Here is a 24,571-nt window from a genome sequence, read left to right on the forward strand (position 1 = left end):
GTCAGGGCCGACTCGCCCCCGCGGGTGGGTCAGTCCTTGTCGTTCTGATCCCGGTCGCCGGTGTCGTCCCGATTCTCCCGCTGGGCGTCCTCTTGCTCGGCCCGCTCGGTCCGTTCCAGCTCCGCCATCGGATCGATGCCGTCGCCGGTCCGGCCGGCCCGCTCGGCGAACCCGGCGGGATCGTCCAGGTCCTCGGCGGTGGGCAGCAGGTCGGGGTGCGACCACAGCTGGTCCCGCTGCTCGATGCCGTGCTGGTCACCAACCTGCTTCCACAGCGAGGCGGCCGCGCGCATCCGCCGGGGCCGCAGCTCCAGTCCCACCAGGGTGGCGAAGGTCTGCTCGGCCGGACCGCCGGTGGCCCGCCTGCGGCGCAGAGTCTCGCGTAGCGCCTCCGCCCCCGGCAACCGGGTGTCGACGGCCTCCGCGACGACCACGTCGACCCAGCCCTCGACCAGCGCGAGCAGCGTCTCCAGGCGGGTCAGGGCCGCCTGCTGCTCGGGGGTGGTCTGCGGTTCGAGCAGACCGGAGGACATCGCGTTCTCGATGCTGGCGGGGTTACTCGGGTCGACCTGGCTGGCGAGCTGCTCGAGCGCCGTGGTGTCCACCGTGATGCCGCTGGCGAACTCCTCGACCGTGGCCAGCAGCCGTTGCCGCAGCCACGGCACGTGCGCGAACAGGCGCTGGTGCGCGGCCTCCCTGGCGGCGATGAACACCAACACCTCGCTGCCGGGACGCTCCAGGCCCTCGGTGAACTTCTCGATGTTCGCGGGAAGCAGGGCGGAGGTCGCGTCCGGTCCGAGCGGCAGACCGACCTCGGTGGAGGTCAGCACGTCGGAGGCCAGTTCGGCCAGCGCGTTGCCGAGCTGGGAGCCGAAGGCCATTCCGCCCATCTGCCCCACCATGGACAGCAGCGGGCCCGCGGCCTGCTTGGCCTCCTCGGGTAACGCCTGTACCCAGGCGCCGGACATCTGCTTCGCGACCGGATCACACAGCCGTTGCCAGGTGGGCAGGGTCTGCTCCACCCAGTCCCTTGCGGACCAGGCGACGGTGGTCCGCGCGCCCGCGGGCAGGATGGTCACCGCGTCCAGCCACAGCTCCGCGAGGTGTGCCGCATCGTGTACCGCGGACTCACCGGACTGCGAGCCGGAGCCGATGGTGCCGCCGCCGGACTCGTTGATCCGCTGCATGGCGATCTGTTTCGCCAGGTCGTAGTTCACCGGCCCGGTCGAGCTGCCCGCCTGGCTGAGCATCTGGCCGAGCTGACTGAGCATCTGGCCGAGCTGGTTGAAGGCGTCGGCACCCGCGCCGGGTTGCTGCTGACCGCCGCCGGAGTCCGAAGGCTCGTTCTCACCGCGTTTGTCGGGATCGGGCAGTCCGAAGCCGAACGGGGGATTGCTCATAACACCACCGTACGCGGGTAACTCAGGGTGCGAAGGACCAGCCGGGTGAGGCTGAACCACCAACCGACTACCACCACCGTACGCTGTCACGCTGTGAGTGAGTCGCGGGACGAAGCCGGGGCGCCCGGCAAGGGGAACACATCACCGGGCGCGTTGCCACCGCCGCCCCCGGAGACCACCGCCACCGCGGGTGCGTTCCGGCTGAGCAGGCGGGGGTGGACCCTGCTGCTCAGCGGCGTGCTGTTCGCCGTCTTCGGGCTGCTCGGCGCGTTCGTCCGGGTGCCCTACGTGGCGCTCGGCCCCGGGCCGACCTACAACACGCTCGGCACCGTCGACGGCACCCAGGTGGTGCGGATCGAGGGACACCAGAGCTACCCGACCTCCGGCCAGCTGCGGATGACCACGGTGTCCCTCGACGACGAGGTGACCCTTTTCGGCGCGCTCGGACTCTGGGTGAGCGGCCGGTTCGCGCTCGCCCCCCGGGAGGAGTACTTCAAGCCGGGCGAGAGCGACGCCGAGGTGAAGAAGGAGAACGTCGAGCAGTTCCAGGACTCGCAGAGCAATGCCGAGGTGGCCGCGTTGCGCAGGCTCGGCCACCCGGTGAAGGTGCTCGCGAAGGAGGTCGTGGCGGGCAGCCCCGCCGACCACGTGCTCTCCGCAGGGGACCGGCTGCTGGTGGTGAACGGCAAGGAGATCACCAAGGAGGACGACGTCCGGGCCGCGCTGGCGGACACCGAACCCGGCCAGACGATCTCGCTGACCTTCCAGCACGAGGGCAGGCCGCAGCGCACCGAATCGCTCACCCTCGCCGAGCACCCCGACCCGGAGCGGTCCGAGGGTTTCATCGGGCTGCAGCCGATCGACCGGGCCGATGTGCCGTTCGACGTCGAGATCAGCCTCCAGGACGTCGGCGGCCCCTCCGCCGGTCTGATGTTCGCGCTGGCCATCATGGATCGGATGACCCCGGGCGACCTGGTGGCGGGCGAGCAGGTCGCCGGCACCGGGGAGATCACCGAGAAGGGGCAGGTCGACCCGATCGGGGGTATTTCGTTCAAGGTGGTCGCGGCGCACGAGGCGGGTGCCACGACCTTCCTGGTCCCCCAGGCCAACTGTGCGGAGGCCGCCGCCGCGGCACCCGAGGGCCTGCGCCTGGTGAAGGTGACCGACCTGGACAGCGCGCTCGACGCGCTGGAGGGGATCAAGGCCGGGGAGCCCGTGCCGTCCTGCTGATCCCACCCGCGTCACGGCGCCAGCGTGGCCTCAAGGGCCGCCAGCAGGTTCGGAGCCAGCTCCGGATGCTCGATGATCTCGTCCACCGGCGTGTCGTCCTCGCCGCCCTGGGTGGTGATCCCGCGCAAACGCAGCACGCAGGCGCGGGTCCCGTCCCGCAGCACGGCGGCGACCAGGCGGGCCTCGGTGCGGCGCGGGTGGTCGGCCGCGGCCTGCCGCAGGCGCTGCGCGTCCTCGTCCAACTCGGCCTCGACCAGATCCGGCTCGGCGTCCGGCGGCAGCACGATGATCTCCTGCGCGAGCGCGCACCCATCCACCGTGTCCGGCCAGGCGATCCGGGCGAGTGCGTCCGCGAGATCACCATCCGGTAACGCTTCCTGGGCGACCGGGGTGAGCGGAGACCCGGCATCCAGCTGGTCCGCCAGGTCAGGCTGCTGCCGCAGCAGGGCATCGGTGGGGACGAGCGCGAACAACTGGGGCGACTGATCCCAGCCCGCGGCCGCCACGAACTCCTCGACTTCGCGGGCGACGACGGCCACACTCGGGTTCGTCGCGGTGTTCTCGCTGTGCTCGCTCTCCGCCATGGCGCCATGGTCGCAGGGGTGCCGGTGGACGCGGTAAGCGCCCGGTTTGGGTGGTTTCGGGAACCCGGACGGCTATCCGTAGAGTTAGAAAGTCAAGGGGACGCTCGCCCTGCCTGCGCCCCGGAAACAAGATCGCGACAACAGGAGCGTGTGCAGTGGCCACTCGGCCCCCTGTGAACCTGCCCAAGCTGTCCCGGCGCAGCAAGGTGCTGCTGATCATCGCCGGCATTGTCGTACTGGGCCTACTGCTCGGTGCGCGACTGCTGGACACCTATGTCGAATGGCTGTGGTTCGGCGAGGTCGGCGCCCGCGGAGTGTTCACAACAGTCGTCATCACCAGGATCGTGCTGTTCTTCGCGGTCGGGTTACTCGTCGGCGGTCTGCTGGCGGTGAGCCTCGCGATCGCCTACCGGAACAGGCCGGTGTTCGTGCCGGTCTCCGGGGCCGACGATCCGCTGGCCCGGTACCGCACCACCGTGACGGGTCGGATCCGGTTGTTCGGCATCGGGATCCCGGTGCTGGCCGGCCTGATCGCGGGGGCGAGTGGGCAGGCCGACTGGAAGCGGGTGCAGCTGTTCCTGAACGGCACGAGCTTCGGCCAGGCCGATCCCGAATACGGGCTCGATGTCGGCTTCTACGCGTTCAGCCTGCCGTTCTGGAACTGGATGCTCGGCTGGCTCTTCGTCGCGGTGGTGGTCGCCTTCCTCGGTGCGCTGGGTGCGCATTACCTGTTCGGCGGCATCCGGCTGGCCGGCAAGGGCGGGCAGATCGCCGGTTCGGCGCGGGTGCAGCTCTCGGTGATCCTCGGGATCTTCGTCCTGCTCAAGGGCGCCGAGTACTTCCTCGACCGGTACAACCTGATGTTGTCCGACCGCAGTGACCAGCCCGCGTTCATCGGCGCCACCTACACCGACCTGAACGCCGTGCTGCCCGCCAAATGGATCCTGCTCTGCATCTGTCTTTTCGTCGCGATCGCCTTCTTCGTCGGCGCCTTCCTGCGCAACATCCAGTTGCCCGCGATCGCGCTGGTGTTGCTGATCCTGTCCGGGATCCTGGTCGGCTGGGCCTGGCCCGCGGTGCTCGAGCAGTTCTCGGTCAAGCCGAACGCGCTGGAGAAGGAAGCCCCGTCCATCGAGCGCAACATGGAGGCGACCAGGCACGCCTACGACCTCAACGAGGTGAACTACCAGCAGTACTCGGGCCAGTCCGAGGCCACGCCCGAGGAGGTGCGCTCCGAGACCGGCACGATCTCGAACATCCGGCTGCTCGACCCGGGCGTGCTGGAACCGACCTTCACCCAGCGGGTCGGCAGGGAGAACTTCTACGGCTTCTCCGAGAAGCTGGACATCGACCGGTACGAGGGCCAGGACGGCAAGCTGCAGGACTACATCGTCGCCGCCAAGGAGATCAAGACCAGCGGGCTGGCGGAGAACCAGCGCAGCTGGCTCAACCGGCACCTGCGCTACACCCACGGCAACGGCTTCGTCGCCGCCCCGGCGAACAAGATCGACCGTGCGCTGGAGGACGCCGACAGCGAGGGTGGTTACCCGCTCGCCGGGACCAGCGACACCGCCAACCCCTCCGGGGCGCACGGCATCAAGGTGGACGAGCCGCGGATCTACTACGGCGAACTGTCCACCGACTACGCGATCGTGGGCGGCACCGAGGGCCAGGCTCCCGGTGAGTACGACACCGCCAACGAGAGTGGCTACCTGTACACGGGTGACGGCGGCGTGCCGATCGACAACCTGTTCAACCGGCTGGTCTTCGCCGCCTACGAGGGCGAGCGCAACATCCTGTTCTCCGACGCGATCAGCGACGGCGCGCAGATCATGTACAAGCGGGACCCGCGGGACCGGGTCCGGGACATCGCGCCCTGGCTGACCGTGGACGGTGACCCCTATCCCGCGGTGATCGACGGCCAGATCAAGTGGATCGTCGACGGGTACACCACGCTCAACAACTACCCGTATTCCCAGCAGACCGAGCTGGACGATGCCACGCAGGACTCGCTGTCCGGGGTCGCGCAGCAGCAGGCCACCTCGATCAACTACATCCGCAACTCGGTGAAGGCCACGGTCGACGCCTTCGACGGCACCGTGAACCTGTACGCCACGGACGACGACGAGCCGGTGCTCAAGGCCTGGAAAAACGTCTTCCCCGATGTGGTCAAGCCGTCCTCGGAGATCTCGCCGGAGCTGCGCAAGCACTTCCGGTACCCGGAGGACATGTTCAAGATCCAGCGGGACCTGCTGACCAGGTACCACGTGCAGAACCCGCGGGAGTTCTTCAGCACGGAGACCTTCTGGGACGTCCCCGCCGACCCGACGCAGGAGGGCTTCGACCCGAGTGCCGCGGGAGAGGGCGCGAACCAGCCGGCGTACTACCTGCTCGCGCAGGCGCCGGGGCAGGACAGGGCGACCTTCCAGATCACCAGCTCGCTGACGCCACTGCGCAGGCAGTATCTCGCGGCGTGGATGTCGGTGTCCTCGGATCCGGAGACCTACGGTGAGATCACCGTGCTCCGACTACCGACCGGCGGGGACGCCAGTAGCCAGGTCGAAGGGCCGGTGCAGGTGCAGAACCGGTTCCAGAGTGACCCGCGAGTCGCTCAGGAACGGACGCTGTTGAACAACCCCAGCATCAACGTCATCTACGGCAACCAGCTGACCCTGCCGGTGGCAGGCGGGTTCCTGTTCGTGGAACCCATCTACATCCAGCAGAAGAACCAGAACAGCTACCCGCAGCTGGCTCGCGTGCTGGTGTACTACGACGGGCGAGTCGGCTTCGACACCACGCTGCGCGCATCCCTGGACCAGGTGTTCGGTGAGGGCGCAGGCGATGTCGCCGCCGGGCCCGTGCAGGACGACGGGAACGAGGACGAGAACCAGACGCCCAGCCCGACCGACCCGCCACCGACCGACCAGCAGGGCACCCCGCCGGCCAACGGCGACACCGGCAACGCCGAGCTGGACCAGGCGCAGGCCGATGCGCTGGCGGCATGGCAGAAGTACAAGGAGGCGCAGCGCAACGGCGACTACGCCCAGCAGGGTGAGGCCCTCGCCGAGCTGGACGACGCGATGACCAAGGCCGAGCAGGCCAGGAACGCCGGCAACCAGCCGGGCGGCTGATGGAGTAGCCCGACGTGACCCCCACTTTGCGGCCCGGTATCCCGGAGGCGTAGAGTGGGGGTTACCGACGCGGGGTGGAGCAGTTCGGTAGCTCGCTGGGCTCATAACCCAGAGGTCGCAGGTTCAAATCCTGTCCCCGCTACCAGCAGCGAAACGGCCCGATCCGCGGAAACGTGGGTCGGGCCGTTTTCGTGGCCGGGGTTGCCGGGTGCCGCACCGAACGGTGTCGACAGTTGAGCAATGTCGACAAAGTCACCTGCTGGAGCCTGCTCTACTGTGGATCCAATCCATGGGAGGGGGGGGGGTGCTGAAGGGTGTCGAAACCGGGCACGGTAGACTTCTTTCAGAAGGACAACGACGCGGGGTGGAGCAGTTCGGTAGCTCGCTGGGCTCATAACCCAGAGGTCGCAGGTTCAAATCCTGTCCCCGCTACCACCGAAAAGCCCGTGCACATGCATTGTGCGCGGGCTTTTCATGTTTCTGGCCCCCGCGTTTCGGCCGCATCGACTCTGCCAGTTGGGGGATACGAAGTGGCCGGATTGCCCCGGAACGCCGATTGGTTTAGGCCATCTGGCGTGATCCACAGTGGACGGATATGGTGACCACTGTGGACAGATGGACGAAGACGTGGCACGGTAAGGGGGTGTCCGATTTGAATGCAACCGCCGCTGCTCTGCTTGGCCTGCTCCACGACGGCCCCGCCACCGGTGGGCAGCTCGTCGCCGAAGCCGAGGAACGCTTTGGCACGTTCTTCAGCGTCACCAGGAGCCAGGTCTACCGGGAGCTTCCAGCTCTGGCCAAGGAAGGCCTCGTCCGCCTTGGTAAGCAAGGGCCGCGCTCGAGCCAGCAATACGTCATCACAGCCGCCGGTAAACGGGCCTTCAAGTCATGGCTGACCTCGGAGTCGGGGCCGGACCATCTTCGTAGCCCGCTGATCCTGCGCCTCGTCCACTCCGGCTCGCTGACCGCCAAGCAGCGCGCCAACCTGTTGGACTCCGCGCGGGAGACCTACAACCAGGAGCTGGACGACGCCAAGGCAGCGGCCAAGGCCGCGCCGGATCCCTACGCCAAGGCGATCGCCGAGTTCGGCCAGGCCCACGCCAAGGCCGCACTGAAGCTGCTGGACACCGTTGCCGCGAACTGATGTGACCCCTCCCGGGCGGCCCGCGGCCGGTGTGCCGTAGGCCGCCCGGGCGATTGCCGTAACCTTGTCTGGTGTGAGTGCTGAGTTCGAAACAGACCTGAAGGACCTCGCTGCCAAGCTGGCCCAGGTCGAGTCGGTGATGGATCTGGAGGCGCTGCGCGCGCAGGTCGCCGACCTGGAGCAGCAGGCTGCGGACCCGAGCCTCTGGGACAACCCCGAGTCAGCACAGAAGGTGACCAGCCAGCTCTCGTACCGCCAGGCCGAGCTGCGCAAGGTGACCGAGCTGCGCCAGCGTGTCGACGACCTCGGTGTGCTGCACGAACTGGCCAAGGCCGAGAGCGACGCCGGGAGTCTCGCGGAGGCCGACACCGAGCTGGCCGAGCTGACCAGGGACATCGACGCGCTCGAGGTGCGCACGCTGCTGTCCGGGGAGTACGACGCGCGCAACGCCGTGGTGACGATCCGGTCCGAGGCCGGGGGCGTGGACGCGGCCGACTGGGCCGAGATGCTGCTGCGGATGTACCTGCGCTGGGCCGAGCGGCACGGCTACCCGACCGATGTGTACGACATCTCCTACGCCGAGGAGGCCGGCATCAGGTCGGCCACCTTCCGGGTCGTCGCGCCGTACGTCTACGGCACGCTGTCGGTCGAGCAGGGGACGCACCGGCTGGTGCGGATCTCGCCGTTCGACAACCAGGGCCGGCGGCAGACGTCGTTCGCGCACGTCGAGGTGATGCCCGAGGTGGAGGAGACCGACCACATCGACATCCCGGAGAAGGACATCCGCGTCGATGTGTACCGCTCGTCAGGCCCCGGTGGGCAGAGCGTGAACACGACCGACTCCGCGGTACGGCTGACCCACGTCCCCACCGGGGTCGTGGTGTCCTGCCAGAACGAGAAGTCCCAGTTGCAGAACAAGGTCGCCGCCATGAAGGTGCTGCAGGCCAAGCTGCTGCAGCGGAAGAAGGAAGAGGAGCGTGCCGAGCTGGACGCACTGCGCGACGGCGGGTCCAGCTGGGGTAACCAGATGCGCTCCTACGTGCTGCACCCTTACCAGATGGTCAAGGACGTGCGCACCGAGTTCGAGGTGGGCAACCCCTCCGCGGTGCTGGAGGGTGAGATCGACGGTTTCCTGGACGCGGGGATCCGCTGGCGGAAGCAGCGCGGCGACAACGCAGCGTAGCGGGGCGCTCACCGGCGAGCCACGCATGGACGCAACCAGGGCTTAACGGTGGCCATGAGTAGGATGGCGCATCGTGATCCGGCTCGACAGTGTTTCCAAGGTCTACAAGACCTCGACCCGTCCGGCGCTGGACGGCGTCTCCGTCGATATGGACAAGGGTGAGTTCGTCTTCCTGATCGGTCCCTCCGGGTCCGGCAAGTCGACCTTCCTCAGGCTGCTGCTGCGCGAGGAGGTGCCGAGCAAGGGCCGGGTGTACGTGTCCAACTTCGACGTGGCCAAGATGGCGCGGCGCAGGATCCCCCGACTGCGCCAGACCATCGGGTGTGTCTTTCAGGACTTCCGGCTGCTGACCAACAAGACGGTGTCCGAGAACGTCGCGTTCGCGCTCGAGGTGATCGGCAAGCCGAAGCACACCATCACCAAGGTCGTGCCCGAGGTGCTCGAGCTGGTCGGGCTGGACGGCAAGGCCGACCGGATGCCGCACGAGCTCTCCGGTGGTGAGCAGCAGCGAGTGGCGATCGCGCGTGCGTTCGTCAACCGGCCGCTGGTCCTGCTGGCCGACGAGCCGACCGGGAACCTCGACCCGGACACCAGCCAGGACATCATGCTGCTGCTCGAGCGGATCAACCGCACCGGCACCACGGTCGTGATGGCCACCCACGACCACTCGATCGTCGACTCGATGCGCCGCAGGGTCGTCGAACTGCAGCTCGGCAAGGTGATCCGGGACGACAAACGCGGCGTGTACGGCGTGGGTCGCTGACACCGACGACGTACCCTCGCCACACCTTTCCCACCTGACAAGTCCCACCCGACCAGGCCCGCCCCGACAAGCCCCGACCCCAAGGGATACGCCCCCCGATGCGCGCCAGCTTCGTGTTCAGCGAGGTCATCACCGGTCTCCGCCGGAACCTGACGATGACCATCGCGATGATCCTCACCACCGCGGTCTCGCTAGCCATGCTGGGCGGTGGCCTGCTGATCGTCCGCACCATCGACAAGATGAAGGTGAACTACCTCGACGACGTCGAGGTGACGGTGTTCCTCACCGAGGACATCAGCGCGAACGACCCCGCCTGCGCGCAGGAGCCATGCTCGACCTTGCGCCAGCAGCTTGAGGACAACGGGGCCGTCGAGTCGGTGGTGTTCGAGAACCGGCAGGACGCCTTCGAGCGGTTCAAGCGGATCTTCGAGGGGCAGCCGGAGCTGGTCGAGCTGGCCCGCCCGGAGTCGTTACCGGCGTCGTTGCAGGTCAAGCTGTTCGACCCGGAACGAAGCGAGCTCATCGTCCAGGAGTTCAGCGGCATGGCCGGGGTGGACAAGGTCAGTGACCAGAACAAGTTCCTGGAACGGTTCTTCGACCTGCTCAACGGCGGCAGGGACCTGACCCTGGTGATCGCCCTCGTGCTGGCGGCCGCGGCGTTGTTGCTGATCGCGAACACGATCCAACTGTCCGCGTTCACCAGACGGACCGAGGTCGGCATCATGCGGCTGGTCGGTGCGACCAGGTGGTATACGCAGCTACCCTTCCTGCTGGAGGCCGTGGTGGCCGGGGTGATCGGCGCCGTGCTCGCGGTCGGGCTGCTGGTCGGCGGGAAGTTCCTCTTCCTCGACCGGATCTTCGGTGCCACCGGGGGAACGATTCCGCAGATCCAGATTTTCGACGTGCTGTTCCCGGTCGCACCGGTGTTGCTCGGGGTGTCGATACTGATCTCGGCGATCACCGGGTATGTCACGCTGCGCCTGTACGTCAGACATTAAGGACCTGCATAGCCCGGCAACGAACACGTAGAGTCGTCATATGCCCAAGGAACAAGGCCGCAAGGTGATCGTGTCGAACCGCAGGGCGCGGCACGACTACTCGATCCTGGACACCTACGAAGCCGGCCTCGTACTCGTGGGCACCGAGGTGAAGAGCCTGCGTGCCGGCAGGGCCTCGCTGGCCGACGCGTTCGCGACCGTGGACGACGGTGAGGTCTGGCTACGTGGGGTGCACATTCAGGAGTACGAGTACGGCACCTGGACCAACCACGAGGCGCGCCGCAAGCGCAAGCTGCTGCTGCACCACGGCGAGATCGAGAAGCTGATCGGCAAGACCAAGGAGAGCGGGCTCTCCCTGGTCCCGCTGTCGATGTACTTCAAGGACGGCAAGGCCAAGGTGGAGCTGGCGCTGGCGCGGGGTCGTAAGGCGCACGACAAGCGGCAGGCCATCGCCAAGCGGGACGCCGAGCGGGAGATGGCCAAGGCGATGGGCCGCGCGGTCAAGGGCAAGTACCGCCGTTGACCGATCCCGAGTCCGACGCGGATGTCGCGCCCTGGGTCCGCTCGCTCGGTCTGGACGGCCTGGTGGACATCCACGTGCACTTCCTGCCCGAGCAGGTGCTGCGCAAGGTCTGGGCGTATTTCGACCGCGCAGGGGAGCACTACGGCATGCGGTGGCCGGTGCACTACCGGTTGCCCGAGGCGGACCGGCTCGCCGTGCTGCGCTCGCTCGGGCCGATCCGGTTCGCCCCGCTGGTCTACCCGCACAAGCCGGGGATGGCCGAGTGGCTCAACGGGTGGGTCGCCGAGTTCGCCGCGCGGAATCCGGAGGCCGTCGCCACCGCGACCCTCTACCCCGAGCCCGGCGTGTCGGGCTACCTGGACGCGGCCCTGCGGGCCGGTGCCCGCTGCGTGAAGGCCCACGTGCAGGTCGGCGGCTACGACCCACGGGAGGAGCTGCTGGACCCCGCCTGGGGCCTGCTGGCCGAGGCCGGGGTGCCGGTGGTGGTGCATGCCGGGCACGGCCCGCTGCGTGGCGCGTACACCGGCCTGGACGTGTTCGAGCAGGTCCTCGCCCGCCACCCGCGGCTGGTGACCGTGCTCGCGCATGCCGGCATGCCCGACTACGCGGAGGCCGTGGACCTGGTGTCCAGGTACCCGAACGTGTACCTGGACACCACCATGGTCGGCGTGCCCTTCAGCGCGGGCAGGTGGCCGCTGCCTGCCGACTGGACCGGCTCACTGGCGCGGATCGCCGACCGGGTGGTGCTGGGCACCGACTTCCCGAACATCCCGTACCCCTACGCCGGGCAGTTGCGAGCGATCGCCGGCTGGGCGGCCGACGACCGGCTCGGCCGGCCGTTCCTCCGTGCCGTGCTGCACGACACGCCCGCCCGTCTGCTCGGCCTCGACCCGGCGGGCCAGCAGGAAGGCGGCGAGGACCAGGGCTACCCAGGGGACGGGGCTGTCCGCAAGGGTGCCGCCCTCCGGGGTGCTGAACCCGCCGGCGGCCAGCCCGAGTAGGCCGGTCGCACCCAGCAGCCCCGCGCAGGCCGACCGCCAGACCGGTGCGGGTCGGGCGGAGGAGGACAGTGGCATGGATTCGAACCGCCCGAACAGGCGCAGCAGCCGGCCCAGCACGGCGGCGGCCGCGGCGACCCAGAGCGGGATCATCGCCAGCCAGCGCAGCGTGCCCGGCTCCGGGGTGGCGTAGCCGAGCCCGAGCACGGCGACCCCGGCGACGCACACCAGCGCGGGCATGTGCCACAGGTAGATGCTCATGAACCGCGGCCCCAGCCAGCGCAGCGCCGCGCCCGCGACCGGCGTGGTCGCCAGCCGGTTCAGCGCCGGGCGCACCGCCAGCAGCAGGCCGACCTGGCCGACCGCCAGGCTGACCAGCAGCGCGGTCGGCGGGCTCATGTTCGACACCGGCGCCCCCGGCATGCCGATCATGCTCGCCGGGTACGGACCGAAGGCGACCAGCAGCGCGGTGCTGCCGAAGCCGGCCGCGGCCACCCCGACCGCCGCCCCGCGACCGAGCCTGCCGAGCCGCCCCTCGGCGTAGTGGAAGCCGAGCTGGTGCACCGCGAGCCAGACGAACAGCGCGTTGGCGTAGCCGACCAGGGGGATGTCACTGAACCGGGCGATATCGACCAGTACCGCGGCCCCGGTGAGCACGACCGGCACGGCAAGGCCCCACCGGCGGTGCGCCTCGGCCAACAGCGGGGTGAGCAGCACGGTAGGCAGGTAGACGGCGAGGAACCAGAGCAGTTGCGCCGCGATCGTGCCGGCCACCTCGACCGGCTGCTCCGGTACCCCGAACCCGCGTAGCAGCGGCGGTACGGCCAGCCAGACGGCCATCAGCGGCAACACCGGCAGCAGCAGGCGCTGTACCCGGCCGCCCAGCCAGTCGCGCGCCGTGGGCGCCCTGCGCAGGGACAGCAGGTTCGCCGCGCCACCCGCGAAGAAGACCAGGGGCATCACCTGCGAAAGCCAGGTCACCACCCACCAGCCAGGGGTGGCGAGGGCGTTGCCGGTGGCGAGGTGGGCATCCTGGTAGCCGAGCACCGGCATGATCCAGTGCTGGCCGACCACCGCCACGATCGCCACGGCCCGGACGACGTCGAGAAAGGAGTCCCGCCGAACGGGACTCTTCTGGCTGGAACGCATACCGGAAAGCCTGGTCGGAACGGGTCGCTCGGACAGCCCGGCGGGCAGGCGTCTTCGGCCTCGGGTTCGCTCACCGGCCGCGGTGGGGTTTTCCCTACTGCTCCGGGACCTCCCCCGGCGCGGGCAGCCCGCACAGGCGGTACTCCCAGCCGGACTCCGCGGTGTAGCCGAGTTGGTAGTGCGTCTCGATCTTCGGGCCGTCATGCAGGTGGACGTGCCGCATCACGCTGCCGGACACCGGCTCGGTGTCTCCGAGCTCCTGCACCCGGCCGTCCAGCGGTCCGCCGAAGAAGCGGACGATCGCCTCCGTCATCGGCCTCTCCTCACCCTGTGTCGCGGCGTCGGCCCATGGTAGGTGAGCCCGACCGCACGCGTCGGCCCTCAGACGGGTGATCCCGTCGCCGGTGAGGTTGGTCCGAACGGCGGTCGCCTGCCCAGCGACGATCCAGTCACCACAGTGGACGCAGCGGCACCGCGTGCCCGCCCGCGGTGTCCTCGGTGAGCGCCGCGAGGTCGGCCCGGAGCTGGGCCAGCCGCCGCACGCCGATTCGCCGCTCCCACCGCCGCTCGATGTCCTGCCAGAGCTCGAGGACCCGCTCGATGCATGCCCAGCCGCGGGCGGACAGGCTGACCAGCCTGCTGCGCCGGTCGGTGGGATGTGGTCCACGGGTGACGTAGCCGTTGCGCACCAGTTCGTCGACAAGCTGCACCGCGGCCTGCTTGGTGACGCCGAGGTGCTCGGCCAGCTCCACCGCGGTCGCACCGTCGTGAAAGGACAGAAATTGGAAGACGAAGCCGTGCGCCGGGCGAACATCCGCGAATCCCTCGGCGGCCAGTCGCGTGTGCACTCGATCCATCACCGCGCGGAACGTGACCGCGAGCTGGATCGGCAGCTCACCAGCCATCACACCTCCCCGGGTCAGACTAGTAAAGTAGGTTGACTACATGGGCAAGTAGCTTTACCTTGTTACTCGTCAAGCTGCTTGACTGACTGGAGGATAGATGACGCTGGCACGGTGGGCCGAAGCGCCGAGGTTCGACAACGCGGGGTTCGTCTTCCGCTCGCAGGCCGTGCCCAGCCGCGGCTCGGCCGAGCTGGCGGTGTGGGCGCTGGAGGCCATCCCGGGGGCGCGCAGCGAGCGGCACACGGTGGACCGCGAGGAGGTGTTCGTCCTGCACGAGGGCGGGCTGGTCGCCGAGGTCGGCGCCGCCGTGCACGAGCTCGCCCCGGGGGACGCGCTGATCGTGCCGCCGGAGACGCCCCTGTGCCTGCACAACCCGGGCGAGCGGTCTGCCCGCCTGACCGTGTGCACCTCCAGCGGCATGCGCGGCACCGTGCACGGCCGCACCATCGACCCGCCGTGGGCCCGGTGACAGCCGGTTCAGGATCGGTTCAGGTAGGTGAGTACCGCCCGCACCCGCCGGTGTTCCTCGAGGCTCGACTCGAGGTTGAGCTTGGCGAAGATGTTGCCGATGTGCTTCTCCACCGCGCCGTGCGACACCACCAGGGTGTTCGCGATAGCCGTGTTGGACAGTCCCTGCGCCATCAGCCGGAGCACCTCGGTCTCCCGCCCGGTGAGCGCGTCCAGCGGGTTCTTCCTTCCGCGTGCCATGAGCTGCGCGATCACGTCGGGATCGATGGCGGTGCCGCCGCCCGCGACGCGGCGCACCGCGTCCAGGAAGTCCGTGACATCGGCGACTCGCTCCTTCAGCAGGTATCCCACACCACCCGCACCCGCGGACAGCAGCTCCACCGCGTAGCTCTCCTCGACGTACTGGGAGAGCACGAGTACCGGCAGCCCCGGCAGCACCTCCCGCGCCCGCAACGCGGCGCGCAGGCCCTCATCGGTGAACGTGGGTGGCATCCGCACGTCCACGATGGCCAGCTCGGGCCGGTGCTGCTGCACGGCCTCGATCAGGTCGTCCCCGTTGTCCACGGCGGCGACCGTCTCGATCTGTTCATCGGCGAGGAGGCGTTGCACACCCGCGCGCAACAGGACGGCGTCTTCGGCAAGGACGACACGCATGTGAGGCTCTCCAGTGGGGGCAGGCAGCTCACCAGGAACACGGCAGGTCCGCACGAATCACGGTGGGGCCCCCGGGTGGGCTGACAACGGTGATAACGCCGTCAATCGTGGCAGCACGGTCGGCGAGGCCCGCGAGGCCTCCCTCCGGTCGCATCTCCGCGCCCCCGTGGCCGTTGTCGGTCACTTCCACGATCACCGTCCCCTCGGTGCGCCACACCTTGACCACCGCCTCGTTCGCGCCGGCGTGCTTGGCGATGTTCGTCAGTGTCTCGCCGACGATGAAGTACGCCGTGGTCTCCACCGCCGCCGGTGGGCGCGGCTCCACGTCCACGGTCACCTCGACCGGTATCGGCGACTTGGCCGCCTGAGCGGACAGCGCCGCGTCCAGGCCACGGTCGCCGAGTACCGCGGGGTAGATGCCGCGTGCGAGGTCGCGCAGCTCGGAGACGGCGAGCTTGGCGTCGGAATGTGCCTCGTCGATCAGCTCGCGCAGCGCGTCCGGGTCATGCTCCAGCTTCGACTTCGCCCTGCCGAGGCTCATCGCCACCGACACCAGCCGCTGCTGCGCGCCGTCGTGCAGGTCCCGCTCGATCCGCCTGCGCTCGGCCTCGGCCGCGTCCACCCCGCGGGCCCGCGATGCCTGCAGCCGCTGCGCCCGTGCCGCCAGCCGTTGCGTGCGTGGCGGGCCGAGCAGCGCCTCGGCGAGCTGCGCGTGCAGCCAGCCCAGCCAGGGGGCGACCCAGATCGCGAACGGCACCAGGATCACCGACGCCAGCCCCAGCGCGAACTCCAGCACGCCGAGCGGGAACACCAGCATCAGGTAGCCGAGGTCCCGCCAGGTGACCGAGTCGGCGAGCCGGAATCGCCAGCGCTCCAGCCAGCTACCCTCGACCCGCAGCTTCTCGACGTCCGCCGCGGGCGCGCCGAGCATGGCACGGGCCCAGCGGCGTTCCACGTCGCCGAACCAGCGCACCAGCGCGGTGGTACCCAGCAGGATCGGGATGCCGATCCAGATCACCACGGTGCCGATGCCCACGGCCGCGCCAACGACGATCAGGACGAACTGGAGGATGCGCAGCGGGAAGCTGAGGACCATGAAGGTGACCGTCCGGACCACACCCGGCAACGGCCGGTCCGGCACCTCCTGCTCCGCGTCCATGGTCCCGTCTCCGCTCAGCCGATTCGTACCGGCCATCATCCTGCCATCGTGCTGAGCGGGCGGGCCTGGGGAAAAACCGAATCGAGCTCCGCCGCCCGCCGCGGGCTCGGCCCGAGCAGGACGTTCGCGAACGAGGCGTGCGTGCGCGCCACCGACCGGGTGATGGTGATCGACATGGCGATGAACAGCACGCCGAGCGCGGCCCATGGCAGCGCGGACAGTGTGGAGTCCACGGTGATCCAGCGCAGGTCGAAGGAGGGGAAGTAGTAGGCACCCTCGGGCAGGAACCGGTAGTAGATCGGCAGCCCGGCGAACCCGAGGCTGACCGACCAGATCGTCACGACCAGCACGAACTCGATCAACCCCAGCGGGAACAGCAGGATGAGGTAGCCCAGGTCCCGCCAGGTGGCCTCGTCCCGTAGCCGGGCGCGCCACCTGAGTTTCTGGCCACCCTCCGGCAGCGGGCGGTAGGGGATCGGGATGTAGGTGTCCAGCAGGGCGTACACCCGCGCGCGCTCGACCCGCGCCCCGCCCCGGCACAGCAACACACCCAGCGCCAGTACCGGGATACCGACCCAGATGATCGCGGTCCCGAGGCCGACGGAGGACAGGGTGACCAGTGTGACGAAGCAACCGATGCCCAGCGGCATGTTCATCAGCAGGTAGGCCAGCGAGCCCCCGAAGGGGGGCCGCTGGTGGGTGCCGCCGTGCGCGACGTTTGCCGTAGTCATGACCGGGTCCTTCCATTCTGGCTCACGGGAACCAGAATGACCTGGTCAACGGGGTGGTCACCATGGTGCGCGCGGGCATCCCGGGGGTGGGGCCAGCCCTACCCCCGGCCAGGAACTATCGGCTTGCCGCACGCGTTATCCTGGTGTGGTTGACCACGACAAGGGGGTGAACGGTTTCGACTCTGGACGTTGAGTCAGGGGAAGCGTGCCGGTGCAGGCGAGAGACCACCGAAAGCGTCATCGCACTAAAATAAGCGCCAAGACGAACAGTCAGCGCGACTTCGCCCTCGCCGCCTGAGCGAGTGCGAGTCTGTCGGCCCGGGTAAGCCTCCGACCCGGTTTGCCGGCATCAGCTAGGAGGCTCACCGCCGGTTCCGGCCACGGGAACCGGTTGGGACACCAACAGTGGCTGGGCCCGTCACACCGGCTTGTTCGCGTGACCGGTGGGGCCGAGTAGAGGCACAGCGAACTGCGCACGGAGAAGCCCTGTCGAGGCGACAGAGGACCCGGGTTCGATTCCCGGCACCTCCACCTTGGGGTTGTTATTAGAACCCTGGCCCGTGTGAATGCCCTTGAGTAGGAGGGCGACACCGGAGGTTGAAGAGCCACTCGCTGGGCGGGTGGCTCTTTTGCTGCGTCCACGCGGTGACCGGGTGGTCGTCGCGCTGGTGGGCGCCGGGACGTGCTGGCGTTGCAGGGCGTGGAGTGGCCCGAAGGGGTCGTGGAGGTCGTGGTCGGTGACCTGGTCGTCCTCGATGTAGAGGCCGTGGAAGATCGCTTGGTTGAGTAGGCGTCGTTGCTGGTCGTTGCAGCGTCGGTAGAGCTTGTCGGGGGCTTCCAGGAGCGTGAGGGCGGCCTGGATGAGCCGCGCGCTGTCTGTGAGGTCGGCGCTGGCGGTGTCGAGTCGCTGGGTGAGGTGTCGTCGTTCGCGTTCGATGTCGCGGAGCTTGGCTTTGACCTTGGTTTGCGGCAGGGTGCCGTCGGCGGCGAGGTCGATCACGTTGTCCTCCTTGGTGTCGAGTTCGCGTAGTTGGCTGGTGGTCTGCTTGTGCAGCAGGCGTGCGGCGGCCTCCTGTTCGTTGATGACGGTGTCGATGTGCGCGCCGACGTCGGCGATGAACTCGGGGTGGAACCGGATGCTGGCGTAGTGGCGCTCGATGGCCTCTTCGACCTGGTAGACGTGGATGTGGGGGCTGGGGCAGAGGTCGTTGCGTTTGTTGCGGCAGAAGAAGTACAGGTACTCGTGGCCGTGCCGGTTGACGGTGCGCTGGATCGCCAGGCGCTGTGTCCTTCCGGCGCGTCGGCAGTAGCCGCAGTACACCGAGCCCTTGAGGTAGTGGTGGTGGACGCGGCGGCGTTCCTGTGCTGTGGCTCTGGAGTCGAGGACGTCCTGGACCTGGTCGAAGAGTTCCTCGTCGATCAGTGGCTGGTGCCGGCCGCGGATCTGTTCGCCCTGGTAGTCGACGTAGCCGAGGTAGTAGCGGTCGCGCAGCATCTGCGAGAGTTTGTTGATCGAGACCTTCTTCGCCGGGTGCCTGGTGGTGGGGCGGGTGCGGAGACCGCGGTCGTACAGTTCGTCGGCTAGCTCGTCCAGGGAATAGTCGCCGGTGGCGTAGAGCTGGAAGGCGAGCTTGACCAGTGGCGCCCGCTGGGGGTCGACGATGATGGTGCGGATGACACGGCCGTCGGAGTGGTCGATGTGGTTGAGGTAGCCGAGTGGTGCTCGGCCGAGGGTGCCGCCGTTGCGGGCTTTCTGGCCCATCTTGTAGGCGATGTCGGCACCGGACTGGCGGGATTGGTACTCGTTGAAGGTGGCCAGGATGCCGTGCATCAGCTGGCCGACCGGGGTGTCGTCGATGGCCTCGGTAGCTGAGACCAGGGTGACACCGCCCTTACGCAGGTCCGCCATGACGATCGCGTCGTCGTAGCGGTTGCGTGCCATGCGCGAGAGTTGGTAGACGATGATCACGTCGACGTCTTCGTGACTGCGGACTCGTGCGAGCATGCGCTGGAACGCCTCGCGCTTGGTCATTTCCAGGGCGGAGCGTCCGGGCTCGACGTACTCATCGATGACCGTGACACCCAGGTCGCGCGCTTTGCGCAGGCATGCCTCCCGTTGTGCTGGGATGGAGATGCCCTCGGCGTTGTAGTCGGTCTTGACCTGTCCGGACGAGGACACGCGCAGGTAGATCACCGCGCGGGTGCCGGGTTCCAGGTCATCCGCCGGTCGCTGGACCGGGATGGTGACGTCCTGTTGCAGTTCGTCGTTGGAGTCGGCATAGGCGCTGGTCATGACACCTCGTTGTGGGTCGGTCTGGATGGGACGGTGCGGTGGGTGCAGTTGGGCCTGGAGATAGGGCGCTGACGTCACGGCTGATCGCCGAGCGGTGACTCGGGGACGGGTTGCTGCTTGTGACGACGATGGTTGCTGCGGCGGTCCTCACGCATCACTCCGTCGTCGAGGCGTGCGAACACTGCCGCCATGTTCAGCAGGAGCTTGCCCATCGGCGTTGACGAGTCCAAGGTGGGTCGGTGGCTGGCAGGCTCGGCCGGTTCAGCGTGCTGCCGGAACCGCAGTCGGCCAACTGCCTGGTGACTTGCCAGTCAGCGTGCTCCTTGACGCAGGACTGGAGCAGGCGATCTCTCTGGATTGAGGGCCACCACTGGTAGTGGGCGACCCGTACGGGCGATCGGGCATGGTGGTCCGTCGTCCGGCTACTGCGGGAGTCAGATGTGGCAAGCGACATGGTGCTGAACCTTCCGTATGAATCCTTGACGAGTTGACTAGATCTGTGGCGACTGGGCTATGCCGCATCGCTGCGATGACGGCGGGGGCTGGTGCCTGCGGTGTCCTGCTCGGCGGGCAGCGGTTGTCCGTCGGATTCGGGCTCCGACATGGCTGCCGCGAGGCTTGCGACCACCCGCGCGAGCTTGCGGATGTCGGGCGGATCTCGACGAACGCCGCGCACCACCAGGTTGCGCCCCGTCCTGCCCGCGCTGCCGCGCCGTCGGGGCTGTCTGCTCGGTGCGCTGCCGGGACTTTCTTGCTGGTTCTGCTCGACCGGGGCAGGGACATCGGCGCGGTTGTCGTTGGCCTGCTCGGGGTCGTGAGGTTGAGCGCACATGAGCGCCCCCTTCGTGCCCGTGAAGCCCGCGGGTCGGGGAGGTTCACGGGTCTGCTGGTCGGCGACAGGAACCGTCGACACAGCGGGCACTCCCAGCCGTCGCCACCTGCGGTCGCCGGTCCGCGCGAAGCGGGTTTCGTGGCGACGCTGGCACGCACCATGACGTGCGTTGAATGCCGAAGCTGTCACGACCAACGGGCCTCTGCTCCCCGAGTACACACGTACGGGGCCGGCGCTCGTGGCCGCGCTGGACTCTTGCCGTTCGGCCGGACCGTGTGCCCTGCCGAACTCGTGCTGGATCACCTCGTCAGCGCGAGGTGGGCGGTCGACGCGAGTCCAGAAGATCACTACCGGCGCAGACCGCGAACGGCGGCGCGTCGGCATGGCGATGAACGTGATGGGCGTCGAAGCACCTCCCCTCTGATGTGCCGTGTATGGGTCCATCATCTAGATAAGGTAACACCTGATTCAGTCAGGTGAAGGTTGTGTACCTAAAGTATTGCCTGTTTGCAGGTGCGCTTCTATTGAACACGCCGGATGTGCGGCAGGTCGCTTCCGTCGCCATCGGGGACACTGAGCGTCGGTTGGCGACGGCGCGACGCGCCTCGGAGCGACGAACAACGGGACGGCAGCGGGTGCGGATCGAGTGGCGGCTGCGGAAGGTTATGGCCTCCCGCGACGTCTGGACCGCGACCCAGCTGCGCGACCTCCTCATCCAGCGCGCCGGGTTCGAACTGTCCCTCCAGTCGGTTGACGTCCTGATCAAAAGGCAGCCGGTCCAGGTGAAGGTGGCGACCTTGCAGGCGCTGTGCACGACCCTTCGGTGCACGCCCAACGAGCTGTTCGGAATCGACACGCCACGCGATGTCTCGCTGGTGGAATTGGACGACAGTGAGTCGGGCGGCGAGCGGTGAGCCCGCAGCGCGAACGGCGCGACGTTGGTCTTCATGCGAAGCTCGCCAACGGCTCTGGGCGCACGCCGTCTGCGGACAGTCCTGCCGAACCCAGCGTGGCCAGAAACCTGGCGATACCAGCTCAACGCGAAGCGCAGGCAGTTCGACTCGGTCCGGTGGCTGGGACCGCATCGGGGCACGTAGCGGCCACGTCGGCTCCATGACATCGAGTCCGAACTAGATAGCGCTTCCGCGTACTGACTGAGGCCACTGAGCTTGATGCCACAGCCGTGGAGCGACAGGTTACGCGAGGCGAAGACGCCCATGATGCGTTCCACGACGGCTTCGTGCTGTTGTCGGTTGTCGCGGCAGTGGGCACGTCCCGCTGCGGGTGTGTCGCAATTGCGGAAGGTGGAGGCCCTCTGCGCCGTGTTCCCAGTTGAGGCTAGACGATGCTCCGTTTGGAGGGCCCGCCGATGCCAGCGCACTTCCACCACTGAACACGACGGGTTCGCGCGTCGGATGGTGGATCGCGTGACGTATCGATCTGGGAGGCTGGCGGCATGGCGCTGAGCAAGCCTGGCTGGGCTGAGTCGTTCGACACCGGCGGAGCACTGATCGACATCGTGGTCTCGGACATGACGACCGATGCCTGGCGCAGGGTCTTTGCGCACTTCAAGGCCCATCCGGAGGTGTGGACTCCATGCGCCGGATTCGAGCGTGCTGGCCAGATGGCCGCTGACTACGCTGCTGCGAATCCTGATGATCGTCTTCTCGCCCAGGGCGATCTTCCAGGTCAGCTCAATGCCTGGTTCTTGGACGATGAACTGGAGATCGATTTGGACCCACGGCAGTTGACCGAGGACGAGCACGTCGTGACGCTCCAGGGATTCATGCGGGAACTCGGGCAACTCCTGCATCGGGACGTCGCCATGAGCTGGGAAGGCATGCGGGAAGCTGTGGTTTTCCGATACCGGTATGCCACTGATTCGATCGACTGAGGATTGAGGCGGCCCAGCTTGGTTCCCTTGCCGAGGATCGAGTGCGACTGCTGGTCGTTGTGGGTGGATGTTCAGTCGCATGGCGCACTGCTCCCCGACTTCCTGGCGGTAGGGAGGTTGCGAACGTTGTCCGGCGGAGTGGAGATCCGCCGCAGCCGGAGGATCTCCTGGTGCGGTGCGGCGAGTGGGGGCAGTGCGCCTTCCTTGAACTCGGTGAGTTCGGTGATCTGCTCGTCACGCGCGTGGATGCGCTCGCGGAGCGTGGCGTTCTCGGTTTTCAGGCTGGTGATCGGAGTTCGCGTGGATCTGGGATGGTGCCCGCCTCGCGGAGCGCAGCGAGCCGACGCTGGATCTCTTCGGCCAGGTGCTGGTAATGCCCTGGGCGCTGGTTGCCTTGGGGGTCGGTGCGCGAGTAGAAGCCGGTTCTGGGGACCCCGGCCTCGCTGGCGAGAGTCTTGAGGTCGCAGCCACCGCGGGACGGCAGGTTGCCGCCGAGCAAGCGGTCCATGGCTGCGCGAATGCTGGCCTCGTTGCGGTGGCGCTGTTCGGCTGGTCAGTGGCATGAGGTGCTCTCCGACGTGGTCTCGCTGGTGTCGTGGTCGATGGCGTCGAGCACCCGCTGGACCCGGTCGTGATCGCGTCCCCACCGGGGTTTCTCGGCGGCGGGGACTCTCGGGTTGCCGAGGAACGCCTGGAAGGTGGTGGCTTGCTCGGCCCAGATCTGCTGGTGGCAGGCGTGGTGGGTGGCCTTCGGGACAGCGGGCGGAGTCGCAGAGCCCGATCAGCGGCCGTGTCGCCTGGGCGGTCCCGGCCAAGTCGCAGGCAGAGCGCTTTGGACGGGTCACGGAACCAGCAGTAGTTGGCCGGGCCGACGTGCAGGCTGGTGGCCTGCGCGCGGAGCAAGTTCTCGATGCGGCGGTCGGCGGCCAGCACCCAGACGTCCTGATCGAACACGGGACGAACGGATCCGGAAAGCAGGGTGAGCCCAGCCAACTCGCAAACGTCGGCGCCGGAGAACACCGAGACCGACGTCGAGTGGTCAGCGCGGGGGACACGGTGCTGGTGGGCCACGCCAGCTCTTCGGGACGCAGCGGCAGCAGCTCGGTAACCCGCCGCCAGCTGTGGTGCCGGCCTCGGTGTCGAGGGTGTGGGCCGCGGCGGTGACCGCCTGCTGGTCGAAACGGGGCAAGATCTCGGTCTCCAGTCGGTGGGCGTAGCGGCCGAACACGGCCAGAAACGCGGTCGTGGGCTGCTGACGGAACAACGACTCGCGGGCAACGACGAACCAACCTGCGTGTCGAGCGTCGATGCATGCAGACCCGACGTGACCGGCAACGCCAGAGAGGATGGCTCGCCCGAACGATGAGCACGAGCAGAGCGGTGACCTGGGAAGGCTTCTTCAACACCAGGGACCTCGGTGGATTGCCCACCACGTCCGGCGGCATGACCAGCTATGGAGCCTTCTTCAGGGCAGCGGATCTTCGTTTCGTCACGGAGACAGGTTGGGCCCAAGCGCGCGAGTCCGGCGTCCGCACGGTTATCGACCTCCGCAACGCGGACGAGATCCGGCCTACTGACACTCCGTTGACGGCACAGGCGGGTTCGGCGCAGTTCGCTGCCTCCCCAGAAGGTCCGGCCGCACCGACCGCCGTCGGCCGGTTCGAAGTTCCGCTCGACGATATCGACGACATCGAGTTCTGGCAGCACGTCAACCGTGAGCGACTCAACGGCACGCCGCTTTACTATCCCGTCTTCCTCCGGCGGAAGGCCGAGCGTTGCGCTGCCGTCATCAAGAAGATTGCCCACACCGATCCCGGCGGTGTCTTGTTCCACTGCGGCGGCGGCCGAGACCGCACCGGGCTGATCGCGCTTCTGTTGCTCGCCCTGGCCGACGTCGAGCCACAGGCGATCGCCGGAGACTACGCGCTGTCCGCCGAAGCCCTCAAGGCGCTGTATGCCGCGATGGGAACCGCCGACCAACAACCGGTCATCCAGGCCATCCTCGCGGACCGGGGCACCACGGCCGAGGAGGCCGTCATGGCGACCCTCGACGGCTTCGATGTCGAGCAGTACTTGCTCAGCGCCGGTGTTACCAGCAGCGAACTCCACAGCGTTCGCAGCAGGCTCTCGAGTCTCCACATTCACTGAAGCTCGCGAACGAACATTTCGTGACCCGAGCACTACCGCGAACGGATCGGCAGCGGCAGGCCTACGGCGGCGAGACGACTCCGGTCGCGCAGTGGGATGTAGACGGCGAGGTCCACCAGTTCGGAGACGGCGAACGCCGCCGCGCTGGCCAGGGCGATGCGCGGCTCCGCGACCAGCCCGGACAACGCCGCGCCGAGGGCGATCGCGAGCAGCGTCGTCCGGGCGCCGACAGCGTCCTGCAGGAGGTCCCGGACGGTGAACGTGAGCCCAGCGAAGAGTGCGCCCACGTGAATGTGCAGGCCCGCGACCGCGACCGCTGACCAGAGGGTAGTTGCCCAGTTCGCTCCGGCTGATCGTCGCCGCGTACCCGGCGAACAGGACCGC

Annotated in this window: 23 protein-coding genes, 2 tRNA genes, 1 other RNA gene and 3 pseudogenes; 16 read left to right on the top strand and 13 right to left on the bottom strand. The window is 68.1% G+C overall.

Features of this window, described 5'->3' with window-relative positions:
- Positions 1–29 precede the first annotated feature (29 nt).
- Complete coding sequence (locus tag FB471_RS23815) at positions 30–1,400, bottom strand: zinc-dependent metalloprotease (RefSeq protein WP_142000597.1); 1,371 nt, start codon at positions 1,398–1,400, stop codon at positions 30–32.
- 93 nt (positions 1,401–1,493) lie between these two features.
- Between FB471_RS23815 and FB471_RS23820 the strand changes: the two genes are divergently transcribed.
- Positions 1,494–2,630 carry a YlbL family protein gene (locus FB471_RS23820; RefSeq protein WP_246076544.1) on the top strand — a complete coding sequence of 379 codons (1,137 nt, stop codon included), beginning with the start codon at positions 1,494–1,496 and terminating at the stop codon, positions 2,628–2,630.
- Between the two features lie 11 nt (positions 2,631–2,641).
- Here FB471_RS23820 and FB471_RS23825 read toward each other — a convergent pair whose 3' ends face one another.
- A complete protein-coding gene (locus FB471_RS23825) occupies positions 2,642–3,214 on the bottom strand; it encodes a PPA1309 family protein (protein ID WP_142000598.1) in 573 nt (190 codons plus the stop codon).
- Positions 3,215–3,369: 155 nt separating this feature from the next.
- Here FB471_RS23825 and FB471_RS23830 point away from each other — a divergent pair, with 155 nt between their 5' ends.
- The 9 genes and pseudogenes from FB471_RS23830 to FB471_RS35275 all read left to right on the top strand — a co-directional run.
- Positions 3,370–6,345 carry a UPF0182 family protein gene (locus FB471_RS23830; protein WP_142000599.1) on the top strand — a complete coding sequence of 992 codons (2,976 nt, stop codon included), beginning with the start codon at positions 3,370–3,372 and terminating at the stop codon, positions 6,343–6,345.
- 68 nt (positions 6,346–6,413) lie between these two features.
- A tRNA-Met gene (locus FB471_RS23835) sits at positions 6,414–6,490 on the top strand.
- 213 nt (positions 6,491–6,703) lie between these two features.
- Positions 6,704–6,780, top strand: a tRNA-Met gene (locus FB471_RS23840).
- Positions 6,781–6,988: 208 nt separating this feature from the next.
- Positions 6,989–7,489: a PadR family transcriptional regulator gene (locus FB471_RS23845; RefSeq protein ID WP_142000600.1), complete on the top strand. Its 501-nt coding sequence runs from the start codon at positions 6,989–6,991 to the stop codon at positions 7,487–7,489.
- 73 nt (positions 7,490–7,562) lie between these two features.
- On the top strand, positions 7,563–8,672 hold the full coding sequence (gene prfB / locus FB471_RS23850) for a peptide chain release factor 2 (RefSeq protein ID WP_142000601.1): 1,110 nt from the start codon (positions 7,563–7,565) through the stop codon (positions 8,670–8,672).
- 73 nt (positions 8,673–8,745) lie between these two features.
- On the top strand, positions 8,746–9,435 hold the full coding sequence (gene ftsE, locus FB471_RS23855; protein ID WP_142000602.1) for a cell division ATP-binding protein FtsE: 690 nt from the start codon (positions 8,746–8,748) through the stop codon (positions 9,433–9,435).
- 98 nt (positions 9,436–9,533) lie between these two features.
- Positions 9,534–10,433, top strand: coding sequence for a permease-like cell division protein FtsX (gene ftsX / locus FB471_RS23860; protein WP_142000603.1), 900 nt, complete (start codon positions 9,534–9,536; stop codon positions 10,431–10,433).
- A gap of 40 nt (positions 10,434–10,473) precedes the next feature.
- Positions 10,474–10,956 carry an SsrA-binding protein SmpB gene (gene smpB, locus FB471_RS23865; RefSeq protein ID WP_142000604.1) on the top strand — a complete coding sequence of 161 codons (483 nt, stop codon included), beginning with the start codon at positions 10,474–10,476 and terminating at the stop codon, positions 10,954–10,956.
- Between the two features lie 95 nt (positions 10,957–11,051).
- Positions 11,052–11,783 (top strand): annotated as a pseudogene (locus tag FB471_RS35275) (amidohydrolase family protein); the annotation flags it as partial.
- On the opposite strand, the gene FB471_RS23875 reads toward FB471_RS35275, so the two are convergent.
- The 3 genes from FB471_RS23875 to FB471_RS23885 all read right to left on the bottom strand — a co-directional run bounded on the left by FB471_RS23875 (position 11,673) and on the right by FB471_RS23885 (position 14,008).
- A complete protein-coding gene (locus FB471_RS23875) occupies positions 11,673–13,103 on the bottom strand; it encodes an acyltransferase family protein (protein ID WP_170220906.1) in 1,431 nt (476 codons plus the stop codon). The pseudogene FB471_RS35275 and the gene FB471_RS23875 overlap by 111 nt on opposite strands.
- A gap of 94 nt (positions 13,104–13,197) precedes the next feature.
- Positions 13,198–13,416, bottom strand: coding sequence for a hypothetical protein (locus tag FB471_RS23880; protein WP_142000606.1), 219 nt, complete (start codon positions 13,414–13,416; stop codon positions 13,198–13,200).
- Between the two features lie 136 nt (positions 13,417–13,552).
- Positions 13,553–14,008, bottom strand: coding sequence for a MarR family winged helix-turn-helix transcriptional regulator (locus tag FB471_RS23885; RefSeq protein ID WP_246076545.1), 456 nt, complete (start codon positions 14,006–14,008; stop codon positions 13,553–13,555).
- 97 nt (positions 14,009–14,105) lie between these two features.
- Between FB471_RS23885 and FB471_RS23890 the strand changes: the two genes are divergently transcribed.
- A complete protein-coding gene (locus FB471_RS23890) occupies positions 14,106–14,477 on the top strand; it encodes a cupin domain-containing protein (RefSeq protein WP_142000608.1) in 372 nt (123 codons plus the stop codon).
- Positions 14,478–14,485: 8 nt separating this feature from the next.
- Here FB471_RS23890 and FB471_RS23895 read toward each other — a convergent pair whose 3' ends face one another.
- The 3 genes from FB471_RS23895 to FB471_RS23905 are packed head-to-tail and all read right to left on the bottom strand — an operon-like array spanning position 14,486 to position 17,020.
- Positions 14,486–15,130 carry a response regulator transcription factor gene (locus FB471_RS23895; protein ID WP_142000609.1) on the bottom strand — a complete coding sequence of 215 codons (645 nt, stop codon included), beginning with the start codon at positions 15,128–15,130 and terminating at the stop codon, positions 14,486–14,488.
- A gap of 28 nt (positions 15,131–15,158) precedes the next feature.
- Positions 15,159–16,289: a sensor histidine kinase gene (locus FB471_RS23900; protein ID WP_142000610.1), complete on the bottom strand. Its 1,131-nt coding sequence runs from the start codon at positions 16,287–16,289 to the stop codon at positions 15,159–15,161.
- 35 nt (positions 16,290–16,324) lie between these two features.
- Positions 16,325–17,020: a sensor domain-containing protein gene (locus tag FB471_RS23905; RefSeq protein WP_142000611.1), complete on the bottom strand. Its 696-nt coding sequence runs from the start codon at positions 17,018–17,020 to the stop codon at positions 16,325–16,327.
- Between the two features lie 162 nt (positions 17,021–17,182).
- On the opposite strand from FB471_RS23905, the gene ssrA reads away from it, so the two are divergent.
- Both ssrA and FB471_RS35280 read left to right on the top strand, forming a co-directional pair.
- Positions 17,183–17,554, top strand: a transfer-messenger RNA (tmRNA) gene (gene ssrA / locus FB471_RS23910).
- A 262-nt stretch (positions 17,555–17,816) separates the two neighbouring features.
- On the top strand, positions 17,817–18,050 hold the full coding sequence (locus tag FB471_RS35280) for a hypothetical protein (protein WP_142000612.1): 234 nt from the start codon (positions 17,817–17,819) through the stop codon (positions 18,048–18,050).
- 177 nt (positions 18,051–18,227) lie between these two features.
- On the opposite strand, the pseudogene FB471_RS35285 reads toward FB471_RS35280, so the two are convergent.
- The 3 genes and pseudogenes from FB471_RS35285 to FB471_RS23925 all read right to left on the bottom strand — a co-directional run.
- Positions 18,228–19,313: pseudogene (locus tag FB471_RS35285) on the bottom strand (recombinase family protein); the annotation flags it as partial.
- 74 nt (positions 19,314–19,387) lie between these two features.
- Positions 19,388–19,525 (bottom strand): hypothetical protein, encoded by a 138-nt coding sequence (locus tag FB471_RS34220; RefSeq protein WP_170220907.1) that lies wholly within the window; start codon positions 19,523–19,525, stop codon positions 19,388–19,390.
- A 299-nt stretch (positions 19,526–19,824) separates the two neighbouring features.
- The gene (locus tag FB471_RS23925) at positions 19,825–20,145 is read right to left on the bottom strand and encodes a hypothetical protein (RefSeq protein WP_142000613.1); all 321 of its coding nucleotides are present in this window, start codon (positions 20,143–20,145) and stop codon (positions 19,825–19,827) included.
- A 635-nt stretch (positions 20,146–20,780) separates the two neighbouring features.
- Between FB471_RS23925 and FB471_RS23930 the strand changes: the two genes are divergently transcribed.
- Positions 20,781–21,059, top strand: coding sequence for a helix-turn-helix domain-containing protein (locus FB471_RS23930; RefSeq protein ID WP_142000614.1), 279 nt, complete (start codon positions 20,781–20,783; stop codon positions 21,057–21,059).
- 161 nt (positions 21,060–21,220) lie between these two features.
- Here the strand turns inward: FB471_RS23930 and FB471_RS35975 are convergent.
- Positions 21,221–21,364: pseudogene (locus FB471_RS35975) on the bottom strand (deazapurine DNA modification protein DpdA family protein); the annotation flags it as partial.
- Positions 21,365–21,601: 237 nt separating this feature from the next.
- On the opposite strand from FB471_RS35975, the gene FB471_RS23935 reads away from it, so the two are divergent.
- Positions 21,602–22,039 carry a hypothetical protein gene (locus tag FB471_RS23935; RefSeq protein ID WP_142000615.1) on the top strand — a complete coding sequence of 146 codons (438 nt, stop codon included), beginning with the start codon at positions 21,602–21,604 and terminating at the stop codon, positions 22,037–22,039.
- A gap of 1,362 nt (positions 22,040–23,401) precedes the next feature.
- On the top strand, positions 23,402–24,187 hold the full coding sequence (locus FB471_RS23945) for a tyrosine-protein phosphatase (RefSeq protein WP_142000616.1): 786 nt from the start codon (positions 23,402–23,404) through the stop codon (positions 24,185–24,187).
- Positions 24,188–24,219: 32 nt separating this feature from the next.
- Here the strand turns inward: FB471_RS23945 and FB471_RS23950 are convergent, their stop codons facing one another.
- Complete coding sequence (locus FB471_RS23950; RefSeq protein WP_142000617.1) at positions 24,220–24,474, bottom strand: hypothetical protein; 255 nt, start codon at positions 24,472–24,474, stop codon at positions 24,220–24,222.
- Positions 24,475–24,571 lie beyond the last annotated feature (97 nt).

Source organism: Amycolatopsis cihanbeyliensis, from assembly GCF_006715045.1.
Taxonomy (GTDB): domain Bacteria; phylum Actinomycetota; class Actinomycetes; order Mycobacteriales; family Pseudonocardiaceae; genus Amycolatopsis; species Amycolatopsis cihanbeyliensis.